General features: G+C 65.5%; 25 protein-coding genes. 12 read left to right on the top strand and 13 right to left on the bottom strand.

The genetic code is table 11. From position 1 onward, the window contains the following. Nucleotides 1-66: 66 nt before the first annotated feature. On the bottom strand, nucleotides 67-1,464 hold the full coding sequence (gene argH, locus AKN83_RS25245; protein ID WP_050403440.1) for an argininosuccinate lyase: 1,398 nt from the start codon (nucleotides 1,462-1,464) through the stop codon (nucleotides 67-69). Nucleotides 1,465-1,592: 128 nt separating this feature from the next. Here argH and tlpA point away from each other — a divergent pair, with 128 nt between their 5' ends. Further along, entirely contained in the window at nucleotides 1,593-2,273 is a 681-nt protein-coding gene (gene tlpA / locus AKN83_RS25240) for a thiol:disulfide interchange protein TlpA (protein ID WP_050403439.1), read from the top strand. Here the strand turns inward: tlpA and AKN83_RS25235 are convergent, their stop codons facing one another. The 3 genes from AKN83_RS25235 to AKN83_RS25225 all read right to left on the bottom strand — a co-directional run bounded on the left by AKN83_RS25235 (nucleotide 2,274) and on the right by AKN83_RS25225 (nucleotide 3,335). Continuing rightward, the gene (locus tag AKN83_RS25235) at nucleotides 2,274-2,462 is read right to left on the bottom strand and encodes a putative motility protein (RefSeq protein ID WP_050403438.1); all 189 of its coding nucleotides are present in this window, start codon (nucleotides 2,460-2,462) and stop codon (nucleotides 2,274-2,276) included. Between the two features lie 68 nt (nucleotides 2,463-2,530). Continuing rightward, nucleotides 2,531-2,749, bottom strand: a complete 219-nt coding sequence (locus AKN83_RS25230) for a helix-turn-helix domain-containing protein (RefSeq protein ID WP_050403437.1) — start codon at nucleotides 2,747-2,749, stop codon at nucleotides 2,531-2,533. 10 nt (nucleotides 2,750-2,759) lie between these two features. Continuing rightward, the gene (locus AKN83_RS25225) at nucleotides 2,760-3,335 is read right to left on the bottom strand and encodes a DUF2975 domain-containing protein (RefSeq protein ID WP_050403436.1); all 576 of its coding nucleotides are present in this window, start codon (nucleotides 3,333-3,335) and stop codon (nucleotides 2,760-2,762) included. Nucleotides 3,336-3,533: 198 nt separating this feature from the next. Here AKN83_RS25225 and AKN83_RS25220 point away from each other — a divergent pair, with 198 nt between their 5' ends. Continuing rightward, entirely contained in the window at nucleotides 3,534-3,791 is a 258-nt protein-coding gene (locus tag AKN83_RS25220; protein WP_157113545.1) for a hypothetical protein, read from the top strand. A 22-nt stretch (nucleotides 3,792-3,813) separates the two neighbouring features. On the opposite strand, the gene AKN83_RS25215 is transcribed toward AKN83_RS25220, so the two are convergent. Next, nucleotides 3,814-4,671, bottom strand: coding sequence for a LysR substrate-binding domain-containing protein (locus AKN83_RS25215; RefSeq protein ID WP_083992205.1), 858 nt, complete (start codon nucleotides 4,669-4,671; stop codon nucleotides 3,814-3,816). Between the two features lie 107 nt (nucleotides 4,672-4,778). Between AKN83_RS25215 and AKN83_RS25210 the strand changes: the two genes are divergently transcribed. From AKN83_RS25210 to AKN83_RS41770, 3 genes are read left to right on the top strand one after another with little or no spacing between them, the layout of a single operon-like run. Next, entirely contained in the window at nucleotides 4,779-5,162 is a 384-nt protein-coding gene (locus tag AKN83_RS25210; protein WP_050403434.1) for a tautomerase family protein, read from the top strand. Beyond that, nucleotides 5,159-6,370: a pyridoxal phosphate-dependent aminotransferase gene (locus tag AKN83_RS25205; protein ID WP_063695510.1), complete on the top strand. Its 1,212-nt coding sequence runs from the start codon at nucleotides 5,159-5,161 to the stop codon at nucleotides 6,368-6,370. Before AKN83_RS25210 ends, AKN83_RS25205 begins: the two co-directional genes overlap by 4 nt. Next, nucleotides 6,367-6,492: a hypothetical protein gene (locus tag AKN83_RS41770; protein WP_283807399.1), complete on the top strand. Its 126-nt coding sequence runs from the start codon at nucleotides 6,367-6,369 to the stop codon at nucleotides 6,490-6,492. The genes AKN83_RS25205 and AKN83_RS41770 overlap by 4 nt, the downstream gene beginning before the upstream one ends. Before the next feature lie 14 nt (nucleotides 6,493-6,506). On the opposite strand, the gene AKN83_RS25200 is transcribed toward AKN83_RS41770, so the two are convergent. The 5 genes from AKN83_RS25200 to AKN83_RS25180 form a co-directional block, all read right to left on the bottom strand. Further along, a complete protein-coding gene (locus tag AKN83_RS25200) occupies nucleotides 6,507-7,388 on the bottom strand; it encodes a 3-hydroxybutyryl-CoA dehydrogenase (RefSeq protein ID WP_050403462.1) in 882 nt (293 codons plus the stop codon). Nucleotides 7,389-7,635: 247 nt separating this feature from the next. Further along, nucleotides 7,636-8,586 (bottom strand): electron transfer flavoprotein subunit alpha/FixB family protein, encoded by a 951-nt coding sequence (locus AKN83_RS25195; protein ID WP_063695509.1) that lies wholly within the window; start codon nucleotides 8,584-8,586, stop codon nucleotides 7,636-7,638. Then, nucleotides 8,586-9,335, bottom strand: coding sequence for an electron transfer flavoprotein subunit beta/FixA family protein (locus tag AKN83_RS25190; protein ID WP_050403433.1), 750 nt, complete (start codon nucleotides 9,333-9,335; stop codon nucleotides 8,586-8,588). The genes AKN83_RS25195 and AKN83_RS25190 overlap by 1 nt, the downstream gene beginning before the upstream one ends. Nucleotides 9,336-9,452: 117 nt before the next feature. Beyond that, nucleotides 9,453-10,025: a cob(I)yrinic acid a,c-diamide adenosyltransferase gene (locus AKN83_RS25185; protein ID WP_050403432.1), complete on the bottom strand. Its 573-nt coding sequence runs from the start codon at nucleotides 10,023-10,025 to the stop codon at nucleotides 9,453-9,455. 51 nt (nucleotides 10,026-10,076) lie between these two features. Further along, nucleotides 10,077-10,271, bottom strand: a complete 195-nt coding sequence (locus tag AKN83_RS25180; protein ID WP_050403431.1) for a twin transmembrane helix small protein — start codon at nucleotides 10,269-10,271, stop codon at nucleotides 10,077-10,079. Nucleotides 10,272-10,436: 165 nt separating this feature from the next. Between AKN83_RS25180 and AKN83_RS25175 the strand changes: the two genes are divergently transcribed. Further along, nucleotides 10,437-11,297 (top strand): YihY/virulence factor BrkB family protein, encoded by an 861-nt coding sequence (locus tag AKN83_RS25175; protein WP_430641575.1) that lies wholly within the window; start codon nucleotides 10,437-10,439, stop codon nucleotides 11,295-11,297. Here AKN83_RS25175 and AKN83_RS25170 read toward each other — a convergent pair. Continuing rightward, complete coding sequence (locus tag AKN83_RS25170) at nucleotides 11,224-12,525, bottom strand: ATP-binding protein (RefSeq protein ID WP_050403430.1); 1,302 nt, start codon at nucleotides 12,523-12,525, stop codon at nucleotides 11,224-11,226. The two genes, AKN83_RS25175 and AKN83_RS25170, sit on opposite strands and share 74 nt — an antisense overlap. Before the next feature lie 178 nt (nucleotides 12,526-12,703). Beyond that, nucleotides 12,704-13,573, bottom strand: coding sequence for a tRNA glutamyl-Q(34) synthetase GluQRS (gene gluQRS / locus AKN83_RS25165; RefSeq protein ID WP_050403429.1), 870 nt, complete (start codon nucleotides 13,571-13,573; stop codon nucleotides 12,704-12,706). A 266-nt stretch (nucleotides 13,574-13,839) separates the two neighbouring features. Here gluQRS and AKN83_RS25160 point away from each other — a divergent pair, with 266 nt between their 5' ends. Both AKN83_RS25160 and AKN83_RS25155 read left to right on the top strand, forming a co-directional pair. Next, nucleotides 13,840-14,493, top strand: a complete 654-nt coding sequence (locus AKN83_RS25160; protein WP_050403428.1) for a DNA-3-methyladenine glycosylase family protein — start codon at nucleotides 13,840-13,842, stop codon at nucleotides 14,491-14,493. A gap of 121 nt (nucleotides 14,494-14,614) precedes the next feature. Beyond that, a complete protein-coding gene (locus AKN83_RS25155) occupies nucleotides 14,615-16,228 on the top strand; it encodes a glycoside hydrolase family 17 protein (RefSeq protein WP_050403460.1) in 1,614 nt (537 codons plus the stop codon). Between the two features lie 9 nt (nucleotides 16,229-16,237). Here AKN83_RS25155 and AKN83_RS25150 read toward each other — a convergent pair whose 3' ends face one another. Next, nucleotides 16,238-17,125 (bottom strand): LysR family transcriptional regulator, encoded by an 888-nt coding sequence (locus AKN83_RS25150; RefSeq protein ID WP_050403427.1) that lies wholly within the window; start codon nucleotides 17,123-17,125, stop codon nucleotides 16,238-16,240. A 170-nt stretch (nucleotides 17,126-17,295) separates the two neighbouring features. Here AKN83_RS25150 and AKN83_RS25145 point away from each other — a divergent pair, with 170 nt between their 5' ends. The 4 genes from AKN83_RS25145 (at nucleotide 17,296) to AKN83_RS25130 (ending at nucleotide 22,904) form a co-directional block, all read left to right on the top strand. Further along, nucleotides 17,296-18,267, top strand: a complete 972-nt coding sequence (locus AKN83_RS25145; protein ID WP_050403426.1) for an NAD(P)H-dependent flavin oxidoreductase — start codon at nucleotides 17,296-17,298, stop codon at nucleotides 18,265-18,267. A 30-nt stretch (nucleotides 18,268-18,297) separates the two neighbouring features. Continuing rightward, a complete protein-coding gene (locus AKN83_RS25140; RefSeq protein WP_050403425.1) occupies nucleotides 18,298-19,815 on the top strand; it encodes an acyl-CoA synthetase in 1,518 nt (505 codons plus the stop codon). Between the two features lie 103 nt (nucleotides 19,816-19,918). Continuing rightward, nucleotides 19,919-21,004 (top strand): DUF2855 family protein, encoded by a 1,086-nt coding sequence (locus tag AKN83_RS25135; protein WP_050403459.1) that lies wholly within the window; start codon nucleotides 19,919-19,921, stop codon nucleotides 21,002-21,004. A gap of 112 nt (nucleotides 21,005-21,116) precedes the next feature. Further along, nucleotides 21,117-22,904, top strand: coding sequence for a flavin-containing monooxygenase (locus AKN83_RS25130; protein WP_050403424.1), 1,788 nt, complete (start codon nucleotides 21,117-21,119; stop codon nucleotides 22,902-22,904). Nucleotides 22,905-23,062 lie beyond the last annotated feature (158 nt).

The raw sequence follows: 23,062 nt of genomic DNA, 5'->3' as shown, positions 1-23,062 counted from the left end.
CATACAAACATTGGCGTGCTCTGGCGAGAGGCGGAGACCCGAGAAATCACGGCCAAATTTTCGAGATCAGCCCAATTTTCGCTCTTTTTCCAGCCGCTTGGCCCAGGCTTTGGCCTGCGCCATCACATTCTTCGGCGCGGTGCCGCCAAACGAGGTCCGGCTCTTGACCGAGGATTCGACGCTGAGCACCCTGAGGGCGTCGGCGGTGATCTTCGGTTCGACCTCCTGCATGGCCTTGAGCGGCAGTTCGTGCAGCGCCATGCCCTGCGCCGAGGCGAGGCCAACGATGCGCCCGGTAACATGGTGGGCGTCGCGGAACGGCATTTTCAGGGTGCGCACCAGCCAGTCGGCAAGATCGGTCGCGGTGGCATAGCCCTCGCCGGCCGCAGCCTTCATCTTTGCCTCGTCCGGCACCAGATCCTCGACCATGCCGGTCAGGGCGCGGATCGCGAGCGACAGCGCCTCGAACGCCTCCATGGCGCCCTGCTTGTCCTCCTGCATGTCCTTTTGATAGGCGAGCGGCAGGCCCTTCATCACGATCAGGAGCGCTGACAGCGCGCCGATCACGCGGCCGGTCTTGGCGCGCACCAGTTCGGCGGCGTCCGGGTTGCGCTTCTGCGGCATGATCGACGAGCCGGTGGTGAACTTGTCGCTGAGCTTGACGAGACCGACCAGCGGCGAGGTCCAGATCACGATTTCCTCGGCGAAGCGCGACATGTGCACCGCGCAGATCGCCGCCGCCGACAGCGTTTCCAGCACGAAATCGCGGTCGGACACCGCGTCGAGCGAATTGGCCATCGGCCGGTCGAAGCCGAGCGCCTTGGCGGTCGCCGTACGATCGATCGGGAATGAGGTGCCGGCGAGCGCGGCCGCACCCAGCGGCGATTCGTTCAGCCGCTTGCGCGCATCGGCAAAGCGGCCGCGGTCGCGCCCGGCCATCTCGACATAGGCCAGCAAATGATGACCGAAGGTCACGGGCTGCGCGGTCTGCAGATGGGTGAAGCCCGGCATCACGGTTCCGGCATGCTCCAGCGCGCGGGCGACCAGCGCCTGCTGGAACGCGGCCAGCGCCGCATTTGTCTCGTCGATGGTGTCGCGGACATAGAGCCGGAAATCGGTCGCGACCTGGTCGTTGCGCGAGCGCGCGGTGTGCAGGCGGCCCGCCGCGGGTCCGATCAGTTCGGACAGCCGCGACTCGACATTCATATGGATGTCCTCGAGCGCGCGCTTGAAATCGAAATCGCCCTTGCCGATTTCTGACAAAATCGTGTCTAGACCTTTGCCGATATTTTTCGCATCAGCTGACGTGATGATGCCTTGCGCAGCGAGCATCGCGGCGTGGGCCTTGGACGCGGCAATGTCCTGGGCATAAAGGTGACGGTCGACGTCGATGGAGACGTTGATTTCCTCCATGATGGCGTCGGGACGCTCCGAGAACCGGCCGCCCCACATCTTGTTGCTCATGACATCTCGCTCACGAATTTGTATTTCAGGCCGTGCTGTTTCCTGCGCCGGAGTGGCGAAACAGCGTGGCGGTTCCGGACGTATTCCCGGCACTGCATAGCCATATCTGACCCAGGATGACAAACGATATGCCCGAGACGACCCCATCCGAACCGATCGTCAAGCCGACGGCCAAATGGCGCATCCCGCTGGTGATCGGCGCCGTGCTGGCCGGGGCCGTGATCGGCTATGTCGGGGTCTCCGGCCTCAGGCATCCCGCCGGTGGCGACGTCGCGTGCAACAGCGCGGTGGATCTGGCCAAGAAGATCGCCCCGCTCGCCCATGGCGAGGTGGCGGCGCTGACCATGGCGACCACCCCCTTGAGGCTGCCCGACCTGACCTTCGAGGACGCCAACGGCCAGCCGAAGAAACTCTCGGATTGGCGCGGCAAGACCGTGCTGGTCAATCTGTGGGCGACCTGGTGCGTGCCCTGCCGCAAGGAAATGCCGGCGCTCGACAGCCTGCAGACCAAGCTCGGCGGCAAGGATTTCGAGGTGGTCGCGATCAACATCGACACCCGCGACCCGGACAAGCCGAAGAACTTCCTGAAAGAGGCCAATCTGACCAGGCTTGACTATTTCAGCGATCAGAAAGCCAAGGTCTTTCAGGACCTTAAGAACATAGGCAAGGCGCTCGGCATGCCGACCTCCGTGCTGGTCGACGGCAAGGGCTGCGAAATCGCCAATATCGCCGGTCCCGCCGAATGGGCGAGCGATGATGCGATCAAGCTGGTGAAGGCGGCGCTGGCTCCGGCCGCGGCGGGGTTCTGATCAGGCGACGGCGTTGAGGTTGCCGCCGATGCCGGGACCGAGATTGGCGGTCGACGGCGTGCCGAGCAGGGTCTGAACCGCGAACTTTTCCGCGTCGAGGTTCTGCTTGGTCACGCGGGTCGCGATCTGACCCTGCAAATTGCCCTGCTGCATCGACAGGATGCTCGACACCATGCTCATCATGTCCATACGCGGCACTCCCAAACGCGCCCTTGCGTAGCGCGCGAAAGTTAATGTTTGGGTAACGTATGGCCGCGTCAGGCTGACGCATCGTCGTCCTCATGGCGCAGCAAGTCACCGGGCTGGCACTCCAGGTAGGTGCAGATCCGTTCCAGCGTGTCGAACCTGACGCCCTTCACCTTGCCCTGCTTGAGCAGCGACAGATTCGCCTCGGTGATCCCGACATATTCGGCGAGTTCCTTCGATTTCACGTTGCGCTCGGCGAGCATCACGTTGAGCCGGACCCGGATCGGCATCGCAGCGGCCTCAGACGAATTGCGCGTGCTCGTCGGCGATCGCATTGGCTTCGGCCATCACCCAGGCCGTCACCGCAACCAGACCCGCGAACAAGAGCGCCAGCAGCATGTCGGAACCGAGCGCGATGACGATGGACTTGCCCTGCGCGTAGGTTTGCCAGCTCAGCAGGATCGACAGCAGCGCGCCGATCACCGGCTTCAGCAAGGTCGAGACCAGCATCGCGATCGCAAGGTCACGCAATCCGGCGACGTTTGCGGCCGTGAAGAAGCGCCCTGCCGCGAACGATGTGAAAGCGCGGCGCACGCGCGACAAGCCCCAGATCAAACAGGCGAGCGGCAACGCCGAGACCAGCAGAGCCATCAGGCGGACAAGCCAGCCGATCGGATGGAACGCAATGCCGGTCAGCCCCGCATCGCGCAGGATCGCCTCATCCGGACTCCCCAGCCAATAGGCCAGCAATCCGACCGCGAGCACGAACGAGATGCCGGTACACGCATAGGCGAGCACGCGGCTCACCGCACGGATGCGTTCGAGGCGGGCCGGCCGCGCGGATGGGGAAAGCTCTGGCGAGAGGGACGCGGACATGGCTCAACCTCGGGATTGCTGATCTGATATTATTGTTTTAAGATAATTAATATCTGCAAGTCAACATGCCTTAGGAGATGAAAGTTTATGCTCGTTCGTCCCGCTCACGCCGTCTGGGCCGTCCTTCTATTGACGACAACCGCACATGCGCAGCCCTCGACATCGCACGGGCAGATCTCGGTCGCGCAGGTCAGGGCCATGCTGGACCAAGCCGCGACCAATCCGACCGCGCGCCAGACGCTGACGGCCTATCTGGCCGGTACCGGCGAAACCGCCGGCTGGCTGCTCGATGCCGCTCGCGGCCTGCCCCCCTGCGCGCGGCGGCTGACGCTCGACGCGCAGCAGGCGCGGGATGCGATCGCAGGCACGGCGGCCACCGCTGCGACCGAGACACCGGCCACGCCGCTGATCATCCACGACATGCTCGAGCGCGCGGGATGTCGCCTGACAGACTGAGGAGCGGACAATGCGTGCGCGATCAGGCCGCGTTCGCCGCGAAGGCCGCGCCGAGGGTGCGCAATGCCTGCCGGGTCCGCGCGTCCGACAGCCTTGAGTGAAGCATGACGTCGCGCGACGGCAATGGCGGCAGGCCGAGCTTTGGCCCGAGGTCGACGGTGTCGGCCGGCGCCACCCGGCGCGCCAGCGCGGCGACGGCGAGCCCTGCTGAAATCGCGGCGCCGATCGTCGAAAGCCCGCCACCGACGAACGCCTCTGTCCAGGCGATGCCGGCGGCGTCGAGCGTCTCGACCGCCATCGCGCGCACGCTGCAAGGCTCGGCTTGCGTTGCCAGGCGCAGCGGCTCGCCGGGCCGATGGTGAAAATCGGGCGCAGCCATCCAACCGAACGGTTCTTCGAACAGCACGTCGCCATCGCGGCGCCTGGCATCGTGGCGCAGCACGATCGCGGCATCGAGCTTGCCGTCGTCGAATGCGCCGAGCACCGAACGCGACGTATCGACATGCAACTGGATCACGAGACTCGGGTCGGTGCTGTTCATGCGTTTCAACAGTGAGGCAAGTTCCGAACCGACGATGTGGTGGCTGATGCCGACGACAAGCCGGCGGCGTTCGACCGCAAACGACCCGATCGCCGATTGATGCGCCGCGACCAGATTGCGCGCCGCCCCGAGAAATGCGGCGCCTTCAGCGGACAGCCGGACCAGCCGCGGCGTCCGCTCCAGCAGCCGGCGGCCGAGCCCATCTTCCAGCCGCCTGATCTTCAGGCTGATCGCGGACTGCGTGGTCTCCATCACCTGCGCCGCGCGTGTGAAGCTGCTGAGGTCCGCGACCAGGACGAAGGCCTGCACCGCCTCGACGTCGAGCGCTTTCATGATCATACATTTAAAAATGAAATCATTGAAATACATTATCATACCGTTTTTAAATGATCAACGAACTCCTAGGATCCGGCGCAGTCAACAATTGCCACCAGGAGATAACATTCATGCCGCTGACCCGTGTCTCGCTGCGACGGGGCAAGCCCGCCGCCTACCGCAAAGCCATTCTCGAGGGCCTCTATCGCGCCATGCGCGAGACCTTCGATGTGCCGGAGGGCGACCGCTTCATGACGATCTCCGAGCGCGATGGCGACGATTTTGCCTATGGCGCGGACTATCTCGGCATCAGGCGCAGCGACGACTTGGTCATCATCCAGATCACGGTCAGCAACACCCGCCCGGTGGCGCAGAAGCAGAAGCTCTATCGACGGATCGCCGAACGGCTGACGGAAAGCCCCGGCCTGCGCACTGAAGACATCTTCATCAACCTCGTCGAGGTGCTCCCCGAGAACTGGTCGTTCGGCAACGGTGAGGCGCAGTACGTCCGATGACGCCGACACCGATCCTCTCGCCGCGCATGGACGGCATCAACGCCTCGCCCGCATCGGTGCTGCGCCGCCGCGCCCGCGAACTGCGCGCCGCCGGGCGCGACATCATCGAGCTGTCGTCGGGCAATCTCGACTTCCCGACACCGGACCATGTGATCGCGGCGGCCCATGACGCGGCCTTGCGCCGCGAAACCCGCTACACCGATGTCGACGGCACGCCGGAACTGAAGCGGGCGGTGCAGGCCGCACTGCTGCGCGACCATCGTCTCGACTATCGGCTCGACGAGATCGTCATCACCAACGGCTCGACCCAGGCGCTGTTCAACGCGCTGCTGGCGACCCTGGCGCCCGAGGATGAGGTGATCGTCCCCGCGCCGTACTGGGCGCCCTATCTCGGTCAGGTGCGGCTGGCGGGCGCGACGCCGGTCGTGGTGCCGTGTGCGCAGAACAACGGCTTTAAGCTGCGCGCGGAGGATTTGCAGGCGGCGATCTCGGCGCGAACGCGCTGGATCGTGATCAACAATCCGGTCAATCCATCCGGTGCGCTGTATTCTTCGGAAGACCTCTCCGGGATCGCTGCGATCCTCCTGCAGCATCCGGACATCTGGGTACTCGCCGACGGGCTCTACGAGCACATCACGTTCGACGGTGCGCCCGCGCCAACGCTTGCGGAGATCGAGCCGCGCCTGAAGCCGCGGACGCTCACCGTCAGCGGCCTCGCCAAGAGCTACGCCATGATGGGATGGCGGATCGGCTATGCCGCCGGACCATCGGCGCTGATCCGCGCGATGATCACGATCCAGTCGCAGACCACCTCCGGCGCCTCGTCGATCAGCCAGGCCGCCGCGGTCGCCGCGCTCGAGGGCGCGCAGGATGTGCTGGCCGAGCGTGCCGCCATCCTTCGCACGAGGCGTGATCGCTTTGCCGACCTCGTGAACGGATGCAGCGGGCTTTCCTGCACGCCGCCCGAAGGCACGTTCTATCTGCTGGTCAGTTGCGCCGGCGCGATCGGCAAGCGCGCGCCCGACGGCAAGCTGATTGCGACCGATCGCGATTTTGCCACCTATCTGCTTGAGCAAGCCGATCTGGTGGTGTTTCCCGGCGAGGATCTCGGGCTGTCGCCCTACGTCCGGCTCAGCTTCGCCAATCCGTCACCTGTCATCGAGGAAGCGGGAAGACGGTTGAAGCGTGCCTGCGAGGCCTTGCAATGACGGCACATGGCCAGAGCCAGCGCCTCGCGCTGGCGGCGCATCTGCTCGGACTTGGAACGGGTGTGGCGATGATTGCAGGTCTCGTGCCCGCGACGCTTGCGCTGCTGCGGGCACTGACTTGAAACGAGAGTGGTAATTACCGGGTCGGGACCGGCTTGTCGCCGCGGTAGTCGTAGAAGCCGCGCTGGGACTTGCGTCCGAGCCAGCCGGCCTCGACATATTTCACCAGCAGCGGGCACGGCCGGTACTTGGAGTCGGCGAGCCCCTCATGCAGCACCTGCATGATCGATAGGCAGGTGTCGAGGCCGATGAAGTCGGCGAGCTCGAGCGGGCCCATCGGATGGTGCGCGCCGAGCTTCATCGCGGCATCGATCGCCTCGACGTTACCGACGCCCTCATACAGCGTGTAGATCGCCTCGTTGATCATCGGCAGCAGAATGCGGTTGACGATGAAGGCGGGGAAATCCTCCGACACCGCGACCTGCTTGCCGAGCTTGGCGACGAACGCCTTGGCGGTGTCGAAGGTCGTGTCGTCGGTGGCGATGCCGCGGATCAGCTCGACCAGCTCCATCGCCGGCACCGGATTCATGAAATGAATGCCGATGAATTTCTCCGGGCGGTCAGTCGAGGCGGCAAGCCTTGTGATCGAGATCGATGACGAGTTGGTCGCGACGATCGCTTCCGGCTTCAGCACCGCGCAAACCTCGTGGAAGATCTTGCGCTTGGTCTCTTCCTTCTCGACCGCGGTCTCGATCACGAGATCGCAATCGGCCAGCGCATCGATCGTCTCGGCGGAGGCGATGCGGTCGAGCGCCTGCTTGCGGTCGCTTTCGCTGATCGCCTTCTTGGCGACCTGGCGGGTCAGATTGCCGTTGATGGTCGCCAGTGCCGCCTTCAGCCGGTCGGCGGACACGTCATTGAGCACCACGTCGAAACCGGCCAGCGCCGCCACATGAGCAATGCCATTGCCCATCTGACCCGAACCGATCACGCCGACCTTCTTGATTGCCACCGTCATCTTGTCATCCACCGGAACGGCGCGCATGTCGCGCCTGCCCAATTCCAACGATACCCGAAGTGCAGCCTTCCGGGTTGCCCAATCCGCCGGAAAACGCTTCCCGGGACCATGATGTGATTACGACGTAATCGCACCCGATCCATCTTTCCCCGCCGGACACGATCCTTTCGGAAAACCGTTTCCGGATAGTTGCCCCAAGAGTAATAACACCGGCCGGAGCTTACTCACCCGGCCGGTGCTTTGTCGCTTACTTTCCGAGCTTGCCGAGCGCCTCGGTCAGCTCCGGAACCGCCTGGTAGAGGTCGGCGACCAGGCCGTAATCGGCGACCTGGAAGATTGGCGCGTCCTCATCCTTGTTAATGGCGACGATCACCTTGGAGTCCTTCATGCCTGCCAGATGCTGGATCGCGCCGGAGATGCCGACCGCGACATAGAGTTCCGGGGCCACCACCTTGCCGGTCTGGCCGACCTGCCAGTCGTTCGGCGCATAGCCGGCGTCGACCGCGGCGCGCGAGGCGCCGACGCCGGCGCCGAGCTTGTCGGCGAGCGGCTCGATGTACTTGGCGAAGTTCTCGCGGCTCTGCATCGCACGTCCGCCCGAGACGATGATCTTGGCCGAGGTCAGCTCCGGACGGTCGCTCTTGGCGACTTCCTCGCCGACGAACGTCGACAGGCCCGGATCGGCGGCGGATGCAGCGTTCTCGATCGCCGCGCTGCCGCCTTCGCCGGCCGCGGCGAAGGTCGAGGTGCGGACGGTGATGACCTTCTTGGCGTCCTTCGACTTCACGGTCTGGATCGCGTTGCCAGCATAGATCGGCCGCTCGTAGGTGTCGGGCGCAACGACCTTGATGATCTCGGAAACCTGCATGACGTCGAGCAGCGCTGCGACGCGCGGCATCACGTTCTTGAAGCGCGAGGTCGCGGGCGCGACGAAGGCGTCATACCCCGGCGCCAGCGCCACGATCAGCGCGGCCAGCGGCTCGGCAAGATCGTGCTCATAGGCGGGGCCTTCGGCCACCAGCACCTTGGTGACGCCGGCAAGCTTGGCGGCGGCTTCGGCCGCCGCCTTGGTGCCCTGGCCGCCACCGGCAACCAGCACATGGACGTCGCCGCCGAGCTGGCTCGCCGCGGTCAGCGCCTTGTTGGTCGAGTCCTTCAGGGTCTCGTGGTCGTGTTCGGCAATCAACAGCGTCGTCATCAGAGAACCCCGGCTTCGGTCTTGAGCTTGTTCACGAGTTCGGCGACGTCCTTGACCTTGACGCCCGCCTTGCGGCCCGCCGGTTCCGCGGTCTTCAGCACTTCCAGACGCGGCGTCACGTCGACGCCGTAGTCGGCGACGCTCTTGTCGTCGATCGGCTTCTTCTTCGCCTTCATGATGTTGGGCAGCGACGCATAGCGCGGCTCGTTGAGGCGCAGGTCAGTGGTGACGATCGCCGGGCCCTTGAGCTTGATGGTCTGCAGGCCGCCGTCGACTTCGCGCGTGACCTTGAAGTCGGATCCTTCGACTTCGAGCTTGGAGGCGAAGGTCGCCTGCGACCAGCCGAGCAGCGCAGCCAGCATCTGACCGGTCTGGTTCGAATCGTCGTCGATCGCCTGCTTGCCGAGAATGACGAGGCCGGGCTGCTCCGCCTCGACCACGGCCTTGAGGATCTTGGCGACCGCGAGCGGCTCGACGCTGCCTTCGGCCTTGACCAGGATGCCGCGGTCGGCGCCCATCGCAAGCCCGGTGCGAATGGTCTCGGAAGCCTGCGCCGGTCCGATCGACACTACCACCACTTCGGTCGCCTTGCCGGCTTCCTTCAGCCGCAGCGCTTCCTCGACGGCGATTTCGTCAAACGGGTTCATCGACATCTTGACGTTGGCGAGCTCCACGCCCGTCCCGTCACTCTTGACGCGGACCTTGACGTTGTAGTCGACGACCCGCTTTACCGGCACAAGAACCTTCATCGATCCTCTTTCGCTTTGATTTTATGGGTTTCGGTTGGCTGGCGCGGAACCTAAAGGTCCCGTTTCCCCCGGTCAACGCGGCAAAGCCAAAAAACCGTCCCTCGGTTTTGAACCAGTTTAGCGGTTCTGGCCCGGCACCCACAACACGTCCCCGGCCCCTTTATTATTCTGGAAGCGGCTGGCAACGAACAGGAAATCCGAGAGCCGGTTCATATAATGGATGCCAGCTTCATTGACCGGCTCGTCCGGTCGGGCGGCGAGTTCCACCATCATCCGTTCCGCGCGACGACATATCGTCCGGGCGAGGTGCAGATATGCGGATGCAGGCGTCCCGCCGGGCAGCACGAACGAGGTCAGCGGCGCGAGCTGGTCGTTGAGGCCGTCGATGTCGCGCTCGAGCCGCTCGACCTGGCTCGCCAGCATCCGCAGACGTTCAGCCTTGCCCTCGCGCTCGGGCACCGCAAGGTCGGCGCCGAGATCGAACAGATCGTTCTGGATCCGGCCGAGCATCGCATCGACCTCGGGACTGTCGGCCAGATGCAGCCGCACCACGCCGACAGCGGCATTGGTCTCGTCGACGGTGCCATAGGCGGCAACCCGCAGATCGTATTTTGGCCGCCGCTCGCCGGAGCCGAGCGCGGTGGTGCCGTCATCGCCGGTGCGCGTGTAGATCCGATTGAGAACGACCATGGCCGTGATCTCCTAAGGTTTTGCGCATCGCGCCCGCCGCTCGAAAGCGCTCTAGCGCCCCATCGCCCAGACCGCGAGCATCGCGATGACGATGGCGACGAACTGAAACAGCACGCGCAGCCGCATCAGCTTCTGCGATGTGTTCGGCGAGCCGCCCTTCATCATGTTGACGAGGCCGAGCAGAAGCACCAGCGCGACGGCGCCGACGGCGATGGGAAGAATGATCGTGCTGAGGACAGATGTCATCTGCGGTACATAACACCGCAGGACGCGGACTTCCACACGGCGGCAGATGCAACCAACTGGCTTTTCACTGCGTAATATCAGATGCTGGGCCCGTCCTCGGACCGAGCGGTTGTCGACAATGCCGGGTGGAATGTGAAGCAGCTTCGTTACGTCACCCACGTCGTGATGGATGCCTTTTACACGTTCCTCGCCGACGACGGTTGGGCGATCGCGAGCCACATCGCGCTGTCGACCCTGATGGCGCTGTTTCCGTTCCTGATCGTGCTGACCTCGCTGGCCGGCTTCTTCGGCTCCAAGCAACTCGCCGACCAGGCAGTCGGGCTGTTGCTGCAGGTGTGGCCGGATCAGGTCGCCGGGGCGCTGTCCGGCCAGATCCACGATGTGCTGACCAATACCCGCGGCGACATCCTGACCATCGGCGCGGTGCTCGCGGTGTACTTCGCGTCCAACGGCGTCGAGGCACTGCGGGTGGCGCTGAACCGCGCCTATGCCGTGATCGAGCCGCGGCGCTGGTACTGGCTGCGGCTGGAATCGATCGGCTACACGCTGGTTGCGGCGTTCACCTCGCTCGCGATGGCATTCCTGATCGTGCTCGGACCGCTGATCATCGAGGCGGCGCGACGCTACATCCCGTTCTTCGTCGAATCGAACGAGAGCCTGCTCAACACCGCACGTTACGGCATCACGGTGCTCGCCCTGGTGGTCGCGCTGTTCATCCTGCATGCCTGGCTGCCGGCAGGCCGCCGCGGCTTCACTCAGATCCTCCCCGGCATCATCTTCACCGTGGTGGCCTCGCTGATCTCGGGCATCGGCTTCGGCATGTATCTGGCGCGCTTCGCCAACAACTACGTCACGATGTATGCGGGGCTCGCATCGGTGGTGATCGCGCTGGTGTTCCTGTATTTCATCGCCGCGATCTTCGTGTTCGGCGGCGAATTGAACGCTTCGATCATCAAGTCGCGGCTGCCGCGCGGCGTGACGCTTCAAGCAGCGCAGTCGCGAGCGCCCGCGGAGAAACAGGCTTGACCAGGAAGGCATCGGCACCGGCGGCGCGCGCCGCGGCTTCGTCCTCGGCTCGGCCGGAGATCCCGACGATCACGATGCCGCCCTGCGGCGGCGGCAGCGCGCGGATGCGCTTGATTGCCTCGACACCGCCGATGCCGGGCAGCACCATGTCCATCAGTACGGCGTCGAAGGCCCCCTGTGCGAGCCGCTCCGGCGCACCCTCGGCCTGACCGACGAATTCGGCATGGTGACCAAGCTCGGTCAGGATCGTGTTGAGCACGACGCGACCGAACGGATTGTCCTCGACGCTGAGCAGCCGCAGCCCCTGCGATGACGGCACCGCTGCGCCCTCGCGCGCCGGCGCGCCGGCCGGTGCTGCGGCCGAAGCCAGCACCACATTGAGCGTGAAGACGGTGCCGCCGCCTGCACGCTGGGCCACGGCGATGTCGCCGCCCATGGCGCGCGCGAGCTGCCTGACCGAGGAGAGGCCGAGCCCTGCGCCGCCGAATCGCGCGGCGATCGTGACATTGGCCTGCGAGAACGGCCGGAACAGGCGCTTGACCTCCGATAACGTCAGGCCGATGCCGCTGTCGGAAATCGTAAAGGCAACGTCGATTCGGCGCTCCGCCTTGCCCTTGGCCTCTCCCTTGGCCGCACGCACCGGCGCGACGTGCAGCTCGATGCTGCCCTGCTCGGTGAACTTGACGGCGTTGTCGATCAGGTTTTCCAGCGCCGCGCGCAGCCGGACGGGATCGCCGACCGCAAACGTCGGCAGCTTCGCGGAGATCTCGACCGAGGCCCGCAATCCCTTGGCTGCGGCGCGGCCGGCCAGCGAATCGCCAGCATGGCGCGCCAGCGTGCGCAGGTCGAAGAAGTCCTGCCGGATCTCGAGCCCCGGCCCCTCGCTCCGGGCGGCGTCGACGAACAGGGTCGCGAGGCTCGCCAGATGCTCGGCCCCGGCCTTGATGGTATCGACCCAGCGCCGCTCGCGCTCGCCGAGATCCGACGTCGCAAGCAGGTTGCTGATCGCGAGGATCCCGGTCAGCGGGGTCCGGACTTCATGGGCAAAGACGGCAAGCGCGGTCTCGACCATGCCCGGCGCGGCCTTCGGGGCAGCCCGCTTGCGGCTCGGCTTGACCGCGCGCGTCTTGGCGGAGCGCGTCTTGGCGGAGCGTGTCTTGGCAGTGCCTGTCTTGGCAGTGCGCACTTTGGCGGTCCGCGTTTTTTCGGCGCGCGCCTCCGGCGGCATCCCTTTGGACTGCCGCTTGCTGCGCCGTACGCGCGATTTTGACGCCATGGTCTCCGTGATCCCCGCCCCGGACAACAACATGGCATGCCAAACGTGCCGGAGTCACGGCGCGGTTTGCGGTGCGCCACAGCAGAGCCCCGTGATGGTAACCATGCTGTTTCGCGAGCGCGGGCGGGATCTATCGCAAGCCGACCAGGCGGCGAATATCGGCCGGGCTGGCGCCCTCCGCCCGCAGTTCGCGCAGTCCGGTCGCCCGGGTCGATTTCGACAGCTTTTGGCCGGCAGCGTCCTGGATCAGTGCATGGTGCCGGTAGGTCGGCACAGGCAGGCCAAGTAGCTCCTGCAGCAACCGATGCACACTGGTCGACCAGAACAGGTCAACGCCCCTGACCACATCCGTGACGCCTTGCAGCGCGTCGTCGATCACGACCGAGAGATGGTAACTGGTTGGGGTCTCCTTGCGCGCCAGGATCACGTCGCCCCAGGCCTCCGGCCGGGCCGCCACGTCCCCCGTCTCGCCGGCCGGGCCCTCGCCTGCCTCCCGCCAGCGCAGGCCGCCGCTGCGGGCGCATGCCGCGGTCATGTCGAGCCGCAGCGCGAACGGCGCACCTTGCCCGATCAGCCGGTCGCGCGCCTCGGCCGGGAGGGATTTCGCCGTTCCCGGATAGAGCGGCGCGCCGTCCGGATCGCGCGGCCATGCACCGCCGGCCTCGCGTTCCGCGACCAGCCGCGCGACCCCGGCGCGGCTCTCGAAGCTCGGATAGACCAGTCCCTGCGCCGCCAGACGATCGAGCGCCGCGCGATAGGCGGCAAAATGCTCCGACTGCCGCCGCACCGGGGTCTCCCAGGCGATGCCGAGCCAGGCCAGATCCTCATAGATCGCCTGCTCGAACTCGACCCTACAGCGCGTCGCGTCGATGTCCTCGATCCGCAGCAGGAAGCGTCCGCCCGAATCGCGCGCCAGATCGTGGTTGAGCAGCGCCGAATAGGCATGGCCGAGATGCAGGAAGCCATTCGGACTCGGTGCAAAACGGAAAACGGGTGGCATGGCTTTTGATCGTGCGTCATTGCCGGGCCCCGCCCGGCGATCCTTGTTTGGGCATGATCTTCGCGCGAACGCCCTGCGTTTGTCGCGCGGGAAAACCGGTTTCCACTTTTCCGGACCATGCGGCTGGACAAGACTCTGTTACGGTAGGAGATGGATGCGCGGGTCCCGGCTCCGCCAAGGCTTCGCCGAGGCCCTCGCATCCAGGCCCGCCGGAGCTTTAGCAGAGGCGGCAAGCCCGCGCATGACGAGCCAATGCAGATCCCGCAATGCTGATCCATCTCGAAACCCAGGCCGACCTCGACGACGCCATCCACAAGCTGGTCGACCAGGATCGACGGCTGCGCCCCATCCTCGAGCTGACCGGCATGCCGACGATCCGGCAGCGCGAGCCGGGATTTGCCGGACTTGCCGCGATCATCTGCGGCCAGCAGCTGTCGACCGCGAGTGCTGCCGCGATCTGGGGCCGCGTCAGCCAGGCGTTCGACCCGTTCCACCATGATACGATCCGCAAGGCGCGGGCCGACCGGCTCGGCCGGCTCGGGCTCTCCGCGGCCAAGATCAAGACGCTGAAGCACATCGCGCGCGAGCTCGCCGAGGAGCGGCTGAACCTCGACGTGCTCGCCAACGAAGAGGCCGATGCCGCGCACAATACGCTGACCGCGCTGCCCGGGATCGGCCCGTGGACCGCCGACGTTTATCTCTTGTTCTGCCTTGGCCATGGCGATGCGTGGCCGGCGGGCGACCTCGCCGTGCAGGAAGCGGTCAAGGTCGGGCTCGGGCTGAAGGAGCGGCCGACGCCGAAGCAGATGGCCCCGCTTGCGGAGCCGTGGCGTCCGCTGCGTGGCGCCGCCGCACATCTGTGGTGGGCATATTATCGCGTATTGAAGAATCGCGAGGGCGTGATCGCCGGTGCAAGGTAGGTCGTGGAGAAAACACTCCAACTGCGTGGTCGCCTGATATAGCATCGGCCGACCAATACTTGTTCAATTGCCGGCCTCGCCAATTTTTGCCCAGCGCATCCTTCCTCCAAGGGGGACAGACCTGCTATCGCTTCGCATCCCGCTGACGCTTCTTCTGATATCCCTCGGGGCTATCGCCGCGGCGTGGTGGCGGCTGGGCATCCCGGTCAGCCTGCCTCGCGCACCGATTGACCCAAATGACAAAGTTCAGTGCATCTCCTACGCCCCGTTCCGCAACAATCAGACATCGCTTTCGCCGGAGACGCAGGTCTCGCCAGAACAGATCGCGGAAGATCTCGCGCAACTCGCGAAGATATCCAATTGCATCCGGACCTACGCGACCGATCTCGGACTCGACCAGATTCCCGGGCTCGCAGCCAAGGCGGGGCTGAAAGTCATTCAGGGCATTTTCCTGGATCGGGACCGCAAGAAGAATGCGACACAGGTCGAAACCGCGATACGCCTCGCCAAGGAATATCCGGACACGATCACAGCACTCGTGGTTGGCAACGAGGTTCTGCTGCGCAAGGAAATGTCGGTGTCCGACCTCACTGCCATGATCCGCTCGATCAAGGCCCAGGTCAGCGTTCCCGTGACCTATGCCGACGTCTGGGAGTTCTGGCTGAGCAATCGCGAACTTTACGACGCGGTCGATTTCATCACGATTCACATCCTGCCATATTGGGAGAATATCCCAATCCCCGCGGAGCATGCCGCGGCTCATGCTGACGAGATTCGACGGCAGATTGCGGCGGTCTTTCCCGGCAAGGAAATCCTGATCGGCGAATTCGGCTGGCCGAGCGAAGGGCGCATGCGCGAATCGGCGCTGCCCTCGCGGACCAATCAGGCGCGGGTGGTCTCGGAGGTGCTCGACCTTGCGCGGCGCGAGCATTTCCGCGTCAACCTGTTCGAGGCCTACGATGAAGGATGGAAGCGAGAGATCGAGGGCACGATCGGCGGAACCTGGGGACTGTTCGATTCTGACGCGCGCGCGCTGAAATATCCGCCCGGACAACCGATCAGCAACTTTCCGCTCTGGAAACTGCAGATGGTCAGCGGAATGGCGCTGGCGATCCTGGTGTTCGGCGCCGCGTGGCTGACCTTGCGCCGCAAGCCCAGGGAGCCAAAGGAAGCAAGACTCGCATCATGGCTTGCGGTCGGGCTATCGGCGACCACAGCCGGAATCCTGTTTGGGGTGGCCGCCCAGAAAATGGTCTATGAAAGTTACGGCACGGGTGGCTGGCTGCTGTGGGGCTCGCTGCTGGCAGCGGCAACGGCTTCGCCGGTGCTTGGCGCCAACGCCCTGATGTCGGGTCGCGCATCGCCCAGCTTTCTGGAATTGCTGGGTCCGACCGGCCACCACACTGGGTCGGCGCTGGTCACCATGCACGGACTGGCCTTGATCGTCACCACAGTGGTCGGGACCGCGACCGCACTTGGCCTCGTGTTCGACCCGCGCTTCATTGATTTTCCCTTCGCGCCTTTCACGATGGCCGCGGTGCCGTTTGCGGCGATTGCGCTGCTCAATCCTCCCACCAAGGGAAGCCGTCCGCTTGCGGAATCGATATTTGCCGGCATTTTTGTCGTGGCGGCGATCTATGTCGGCTTCAACGAAGGACCGGAGAACTGGCAGTCGCTGTGGACTTGCGCTGCTCTTCTGCTGCTTGCGGTGACGTTATGGCGGGCGCGCGCGTGAGACTACGCTCTAACCGCGCAGCCTGACGCGGTCCTCGCGTGCGCAATCGGTGACGAAGCCGATGACGGCGCGCACCGAGGGAAGCTCGACCAGGTCGGGATGGGCGAGCAGCCAGAGATCGGAGAGGCTCGACAGCTTCTGCGGCGCGACCCGCACCAGATCGGGATAATCCGCCCCGACCAGGCAGGACAGCGCGCAAATCCCGAGCCCGGCCCGCGCCGCCGCGAGCATGTCGCCCTGCGAGGAGCAGCGCATCACCAGCGTGCCCTGCCGCGTGATGACATCGCTCCATTGCGCCAGCCGCGCATTCGAGGCCTGGTCGGCAAAGCCGATCACGCTGTGCCCCCGCCACTCGTCCGGCCGCTCCGGCAACTTGCGCCCGGCGGCATAACCGCGTGACGCGTAGAAGCCGGCGCCGAGCCGTCCGATCTTGCGCCCGATCAGGTTCTCGTCCCCGGCATCGACCGGCCGCAGCACGACGTCAGCCTCTCGCCGCCGCACGCTTGCCGGAAACGGGTGGGTGATGATCTCGAGTTGGATGTTGGCGTGATCGCGCAGGAACGGCCCGAGGCGCGGCATCAGCCAATGCGCCGCCAGCGTGGCGCCGATCGACAGCTTCACGACGCCGCGGGCCTGCTCCCCGGTGGCGGATGCCGCCGCCTCCGCGCGCAGGGCTGCAGCCGCCATCACCTCGGTGTGCTCGCGGAATTTGCGGCCTTGCGACGTCAGCGACAAGCCGTCATTGGATCGGGCGAACAGACGGGTCCCGAGCTGCTTCTCGAGCGCTGCGACGTTGCGGCCGACGGTGGGATGGCTGATGCGCAACCGCCGCGCCGCGCCGGCGAAGCTGCGCGTCTCCGCCACCGCGACGAACGTCTTGCAAAGCTCCCAGTTCATGCCGCCGCCCGCTCTGTTCATTTCTGGCTAGTCATCTGTTCAATATTGAACGCCATGACGCAGCCGTCCAGCCTTATATTGCCGCGCCAAGGGAGCCGCCGCTTCCGGCCATCACAACAAATCGCGACCCGCACCGGCACCGGCCGGGCGGCGCATGGAGGATACGAACAATGCCGCTGCCCGCCTCGCTCGCCAATAGGCTCGAACTGCCGGTGGTCGGTTCCCCGCTGTTCATCGTCTCGGGGCCCGAGCTCGTGATCGCGCAGTGCAAGGCCGGCATCGTCGGCTCGTTCCCGGCGCTCAACGCCCGCCCGGTCGAGAAGCTCGACGAATGGCTCACGCGGATCGAGAACGAGCTCGGCGAGTACCAGGCGCTTCACCCGGAAAAGAAGGTCGCGCCCTACGCGGTCAACCAGATCTGCCACGCCTCCAACGACCGGCTGATGCACGACATGGAAACCTGCGTGAAGCACAAGGTGCCGATCATCATCACCTCGCTGCGCCCGCCGTCCGAGATCGTCGAGGCCGCGCATTCCTATGGCGGCGTGGTGTTCCACGACGTCATCAACGTGAAGCACGCCCGCAAGGCCGCCGAGCAGGGCGTCGACGGATTGATCCTGGTCTGCGCCGGCGCCGGCGGCCATGCCGGCACGCTGTCGCCGTTCGCGCTGGTGCGCGAGGTCAAGCAGTGGTTCAAGGGTACCATCCTGCTGTCGGGCGCGATCTCCGACGGCTGGAGCATCGCATCCGCGCTCGCGCTCGGCGCCGACCTCGCCTATGTCGGCACCCGCTTCATCGCCACCGAGGAAGCCAACGCCGACATCAGGTACAAGCAGGCGCTGACCGAATACGCCGCGCACGACATCGTCTATTCGAACCTGTTCACCGGGGTTCACGGCAACTACCTCGGACCCTCGATCGCGGCCGCGGGCCTCGATCCGGCCAACCTGCCGGTCGCCGACAAGTCCAAGATGAATTTCGGCTCCGGCGGCAACACCAAGGCCAAGGCCTGGCGCGACATCTGGGGTTCGGGCCAGGGCATCGGCCAGATCACCGACGCCCCGCCGGTGGCCGAGCTGGTGACGCGGCTGAAGGCGGAGTACACCGAGGCGCGCAGCGACTTCCTGCGGGCCAGCGCCTGACGCCCGGACAACCGCCTGGAGAAACCCGGCATGATCATCAGCGGCGATAGACAGATCAGCTATGGCGACATTCACGCCCGCATCGCGCGGGCGGCGACCGGCTTCCGCGCGCTCGGCGTGCAGGGCGGCAAGCCGGTCGGCATGATGTTGCGCAACGATTTCGCGCTGTTCGAGGCGGTCGCAGCCTCAGCCGCACTCGGCAGTCCGGTGGTACCGATCAACTGGCACCTGAAGGCCGACGAGGTCGGCTACATCCTGTCCGACAGCGGCGCCGACACGCTGGTCTGCCACGCCGACCTGCTGCCGCAGATCCGCGACGGGTTGCCGCCGGGGATCAAGCTGCTGGTGGTGACGACGCCGCCGGAGATCGCCGCAGCCTATGGCGTGGCGCCGGAGCTCACGCGCGTGCCCGATGGCGTCGCCGACTGGGATCAATGGCGCGACACCCATGCCCCGCTGGCCGACGCGCCGCTCGGCGCCGCGCCGATGTTCTATACGTCGGGCACGACCGGACTGCCGAAGGGCGTTCGGCGCAAGCCGATGCGTCCCGAGCAGCTGCCGGCGGCGGCCCGCATCGGTGCGCTCACCTACGGCATCAAGCCCGATGAGGATCAGGTGATCCTGATGAACGGGCCGATGTATCATTCGGCCCCGCATTCCTACGGCATGCTCGCGTTCCGTAACGGCTGCAGCATCGTGCTCGAACCGCGCTTCGATCCCGAGGATCTGCTGCAACTGATCGAGCGTCACCGCGTCACCCACATGCACATGGTGCCGACCATGTTCGTGCGGCTGCTGCGGCTGCCGGAGGAGACGCGGCGCCGCTACGACCTGTCGTCGCTGCGCTTCATCATCCATGGCGCGGCGCCCTGCCCGGTCGACGTCAAGCGCGCGATGATCGAGTGGTGGGGCCCCGTGATCAACGAATATCTCGGCTCGACCGAGACCGGCATCCCGGTCTGGCATTCGTCCGCCGAGGCGCTGGCCAAGCCCGGCACCGTCGGGCGGGCGATCGAGGGCGGCATCGTCAGGATCTTCCGGCCCGACGGCACGCCATGCGACATCGGCGAGCCCGGCGAGATCTTCATGCGTCAAACCTTGATATCGGACTTCGACTATCATGGTAACGCCAAGGCGCGCGCCGAGGCCGACCGCGAGGGCCTGATCAGCGTCGGCGATGTCGGCTATCTCGATGCCGACGGCTATCTGTTCCTGTGCGACCGCAAGCGCGACATGGTGATCTCGGGCGGCGTCAACATCTACCCCGCCGAGATCGAGAACACGCTGATCGGCATGGACGGCGTCCGCGACTGCGCGGTGTTCGGCGTGCCCGACGACGAATATGGCGAGCGGCTGTTCGCCTGCGTCGAGCCGGAAGCGGGCGCTGCGCTCTCGGTCGCGGCGATCCAGGATTTCCTCCGCGGCAAGCTCGCCAATTTCAAAGTGCCGAAGGACATCCGCTTCATGGACGCGCTGCCGCGCGAGGCGACCGGCAAGATCTTCAAGCGCAAGCTGCGCGACCTCTACCGCGAAGGGCAGCTTCGCTGACGAGGTGACGGTGAGGCGAACGGCGTTTGAAACTTAGTTGCTGTTGCAAACGCCCGGCGATCGACGCCACGATGCGCCCGCATCCGAAGCCGGGATCATCGCCATGAACGCCACTGACTTCATCGTCATCCGCAACGACCTGCAGCAATGCAAGGTGATCGAGACGCGATTGCCCGATGCGGCGGCGCTGCCGGACGACGCGCTGCTGGTGAAGGTGACCCGCTTCGCCTTCACCGCCAACAACATCACCTACGCCGTGATCGGCGAGCAGCTGAAATACTGGCACCTGTTCCCGGCGCCGGATGGCTACGGCATCATCCCGGTGTGGGGCTTTGGCGAGGTGCTGGCCTCGAAACATCCCATGATCGCAACCGGCGAAACGCTGTTCGGCTATTTCCCGATGGCGACCCATCTTGTCATTGAGGCCGCCGACGTCAGCAAGCGCGGCCTGCGCGATGCGGCCGCGCACCGCCAGGAGGTCTCGCCGGTCTACAACGCCTATGCCCGCGTCTCCGGCGATCCGAGCTATGCCGGCCAGCAAGGCGATTTCCGCGCGCTGCTACTGCCCTTGTTCATGCTCTCGTTCCTGGTCGACGACTTCCTTGCCGAGAACGCGTTCTACGGCGCGCGCCGCGTTATCCTGTCGTCGGCTTCGAGCAAGACCGCATTCGGGCTCGCCCATCTGCTGCACAAACGCGGCATCCGCGTGATCGGGCTGACCTCGAAGGGCAATGTCGATTTCGTCAATTCGCTCGGCTGCTATGACGAGGTCGTCACCTATGACCAGGTCACCGCGATCCCGCCGGCCGAGCCTGTGGCCTATGTCGACATGGCCGGCAACAGTGCGTTGCGCGAGGCCCTGCACCGGCACTTCGGTGCGCAGATGGTCTATTCCGGCCGGGTCGGGCTGACGCATCGTGCGAGCGAGCCGGACGAGACGACGCTGCCCGGCGCCAAGCCGGTGTGGTTCTTCGCACCCGACCAGATCCGCAAGCGCGCCAAGGAATGGGGTCCCGGCGGCATCGACCAGCGCTTCGGCGCCGCATGGACGGAGCTCGTGCCGCATCTGCCCAACTGGCTCGATGTGGTCGAACGGCGCGGCCCGGCCGCGGTGCGCGAGGCCTATCTCGATACCCTGCAGGGCCGCTTTCCGCCGGATCAAGGCCTGATCCTCTCGCTGGCCGAATAGGCGATATCCCGTCACGCCCTTTCTGCAACCTTGCCAATGGGTATAGGCTTGCGGGCAAGGGAACGCCGCCAAGAAAACGTCACCAAGGGCGGCCGATGACGAGAAACGCCCAATGCTCGACAAGACGGACGATATTTCGGTCGCCGCCGACAATTGGCTTGTGCAGTTCGAGGATGCGCTGGCGGGCCCCGACGATGTGCTGCTGAAGCCGCTGTTCCATCCCGAGAGCTACTGGCGCGACGTGCTGGCGCTGAGCTGGAACATCCAGACCGTCAACCGCGCCTTTGCCATCGTCGAGGAACTGCCCGCACATGCCCGCCGCAGCGCGCCGCATGATTTCCGCATCGACGCCGAGCGCGCGCCGCCCCGCCGGGTGATGCGCGCCGGCACCCAGGCAATCGAGGCGATCTTCAAGTTCGAAACCGCTGTCGGCCGCGGCCACGGCATCGTGCGGCTGATCCCGGATGCTGCCGACGGCGATCGGCTGAAGGCCTGGACCTTGCTCACCGCACTGGAGGAGCTGAAGGGATTCGAGGAACAGCAGGGACACACGCGGCCGCGCGGACAGGCCTATTCCCGCGACTTCCGCGGCCCCAACTGGCTCGACCTGCGCAAGGCATCCGCGGAATATGCCGGCCGCGATCCCGACGTGCTGGTGGTCGGCGGCGGACAGGCCGGGCTTGCGATCGCCGCGCGGCTGCAACAGCTAAAGATCGATGCGCTGATCGTCGACCGCGAAGCCCGCGTCGGCGACAATTGGCGCAAACGCTACCATGCGCTGACGCTGCACAACCAGGTGCAGGTCAATCATCTGCCCTACATGCCGTTCCCGCCGAACTGGCCGACCTACATCCCGAAGGACAAGCTCGCCAACTGGTTCGAATCCTATGTCGATGCCATGGAGCTGAACTTCTGGACCGGCACGGAATTCGCCGGCGGCAGCTATGACGAGGCAACGGGGCGTTGGACTGTCGAGCTGCGCCGCGCCGACGGCACGACGCGCAAGATGCAGCCGCGCCATGTCGTGATGGCGACCGGCGTCAGCGGCATTCCGAACGTGCCTGATATCCCGTCGCTGCAGAATTTCTCCGGCAAGGTCATGCATTCCAGCGGCTATGAGGACGGCGAGCATTGGGCCGGCAAGCGCGCGCTGGTCATCGGCACTGGCAACAGCGGCCACGACATCGCGCAGGATCTGCATTCCTCCGGCGCCGAGGTGACGCTGGTGCAGCGCTCCTCGACCCTGGTCACCAATATCGAGCCGTCGGCGCAGCTTGCCTATGCCGCCTACAATGAAGGCTCGCTCGAGGACAACGATCTGATTGCAACCTCGATGCCGCTCGCGCTCGCCAAGCGCAGCCATGTGCTGATGACCGAGCAGTCGAAGGAGTTCGACAGGCCGCTGCTCGACGGTCTCGCACGCAAGGGCTTCAAGCTCGATTTCGGCGACGGCGGCACCGGCTGGCAGTTCAAGTACCTGACCCGCGGCGGCGGCTACTACTTCAACGTCGGCTGCTCCGACCTCGTCGCCAGCGGCGCGATCGCCCTGAAGCAGTTCGCCGATATCGAGACCTTCGTGAGCGACGGCGTCCGGCTGAAGAGCGGCGAGACCGTTGCCGCCGACCTGATCGTGCTCGCGACCGGCTACCGGCCGCAGGAAGAGCTGGTGAAGCGGCTGTTCGGCGAGGCGATGGCCGCGCGGGTCGGCCCGATCTGGGGCTTTGGCGACGGCCAGGAGCTGCGCAACATGTACACCCGCACGCCGCAACCCGGCCTGTGGTTCATCGCCGGCAGCCTCGCGCAATGCCGCATCAACTCGCGCTATCTCGCGCTGCAGATCAAGGCGATCGAGGAGGGCCTGCTGCCGCGCGACGTCGGGCCGGTGGCGAAGCTGACATAACCATCATCGTCATTCCGGGATGCGCGCAGCGCAGGCCCGGAATCCATAACCACGATCGGGAGCATGGATTCCGGGCTCGCGCTACGCGCACCCCGGAATGACGAAAGAGGAGGCGGATTCCGACGTAGCGTCGAATACCCTAACTCCGTCACCCCGAG

The sequence above is a fragment of the Bradyrhizobium embrapense genome (genome assembly GCF_001189235.2).
Lineage (GTDB): Bacteria > Pseudomonadota > Alphaproteobacteria > Rhizobiales > Xanthobacteraceae > Bradyrhizobium > Bradyrhizobium embrapense.
The sequence above is the reverse complement of the archived record's forward strand: the minus strand, read 5'-3'. Positions and strand labels throughout refer to the sequence as shown.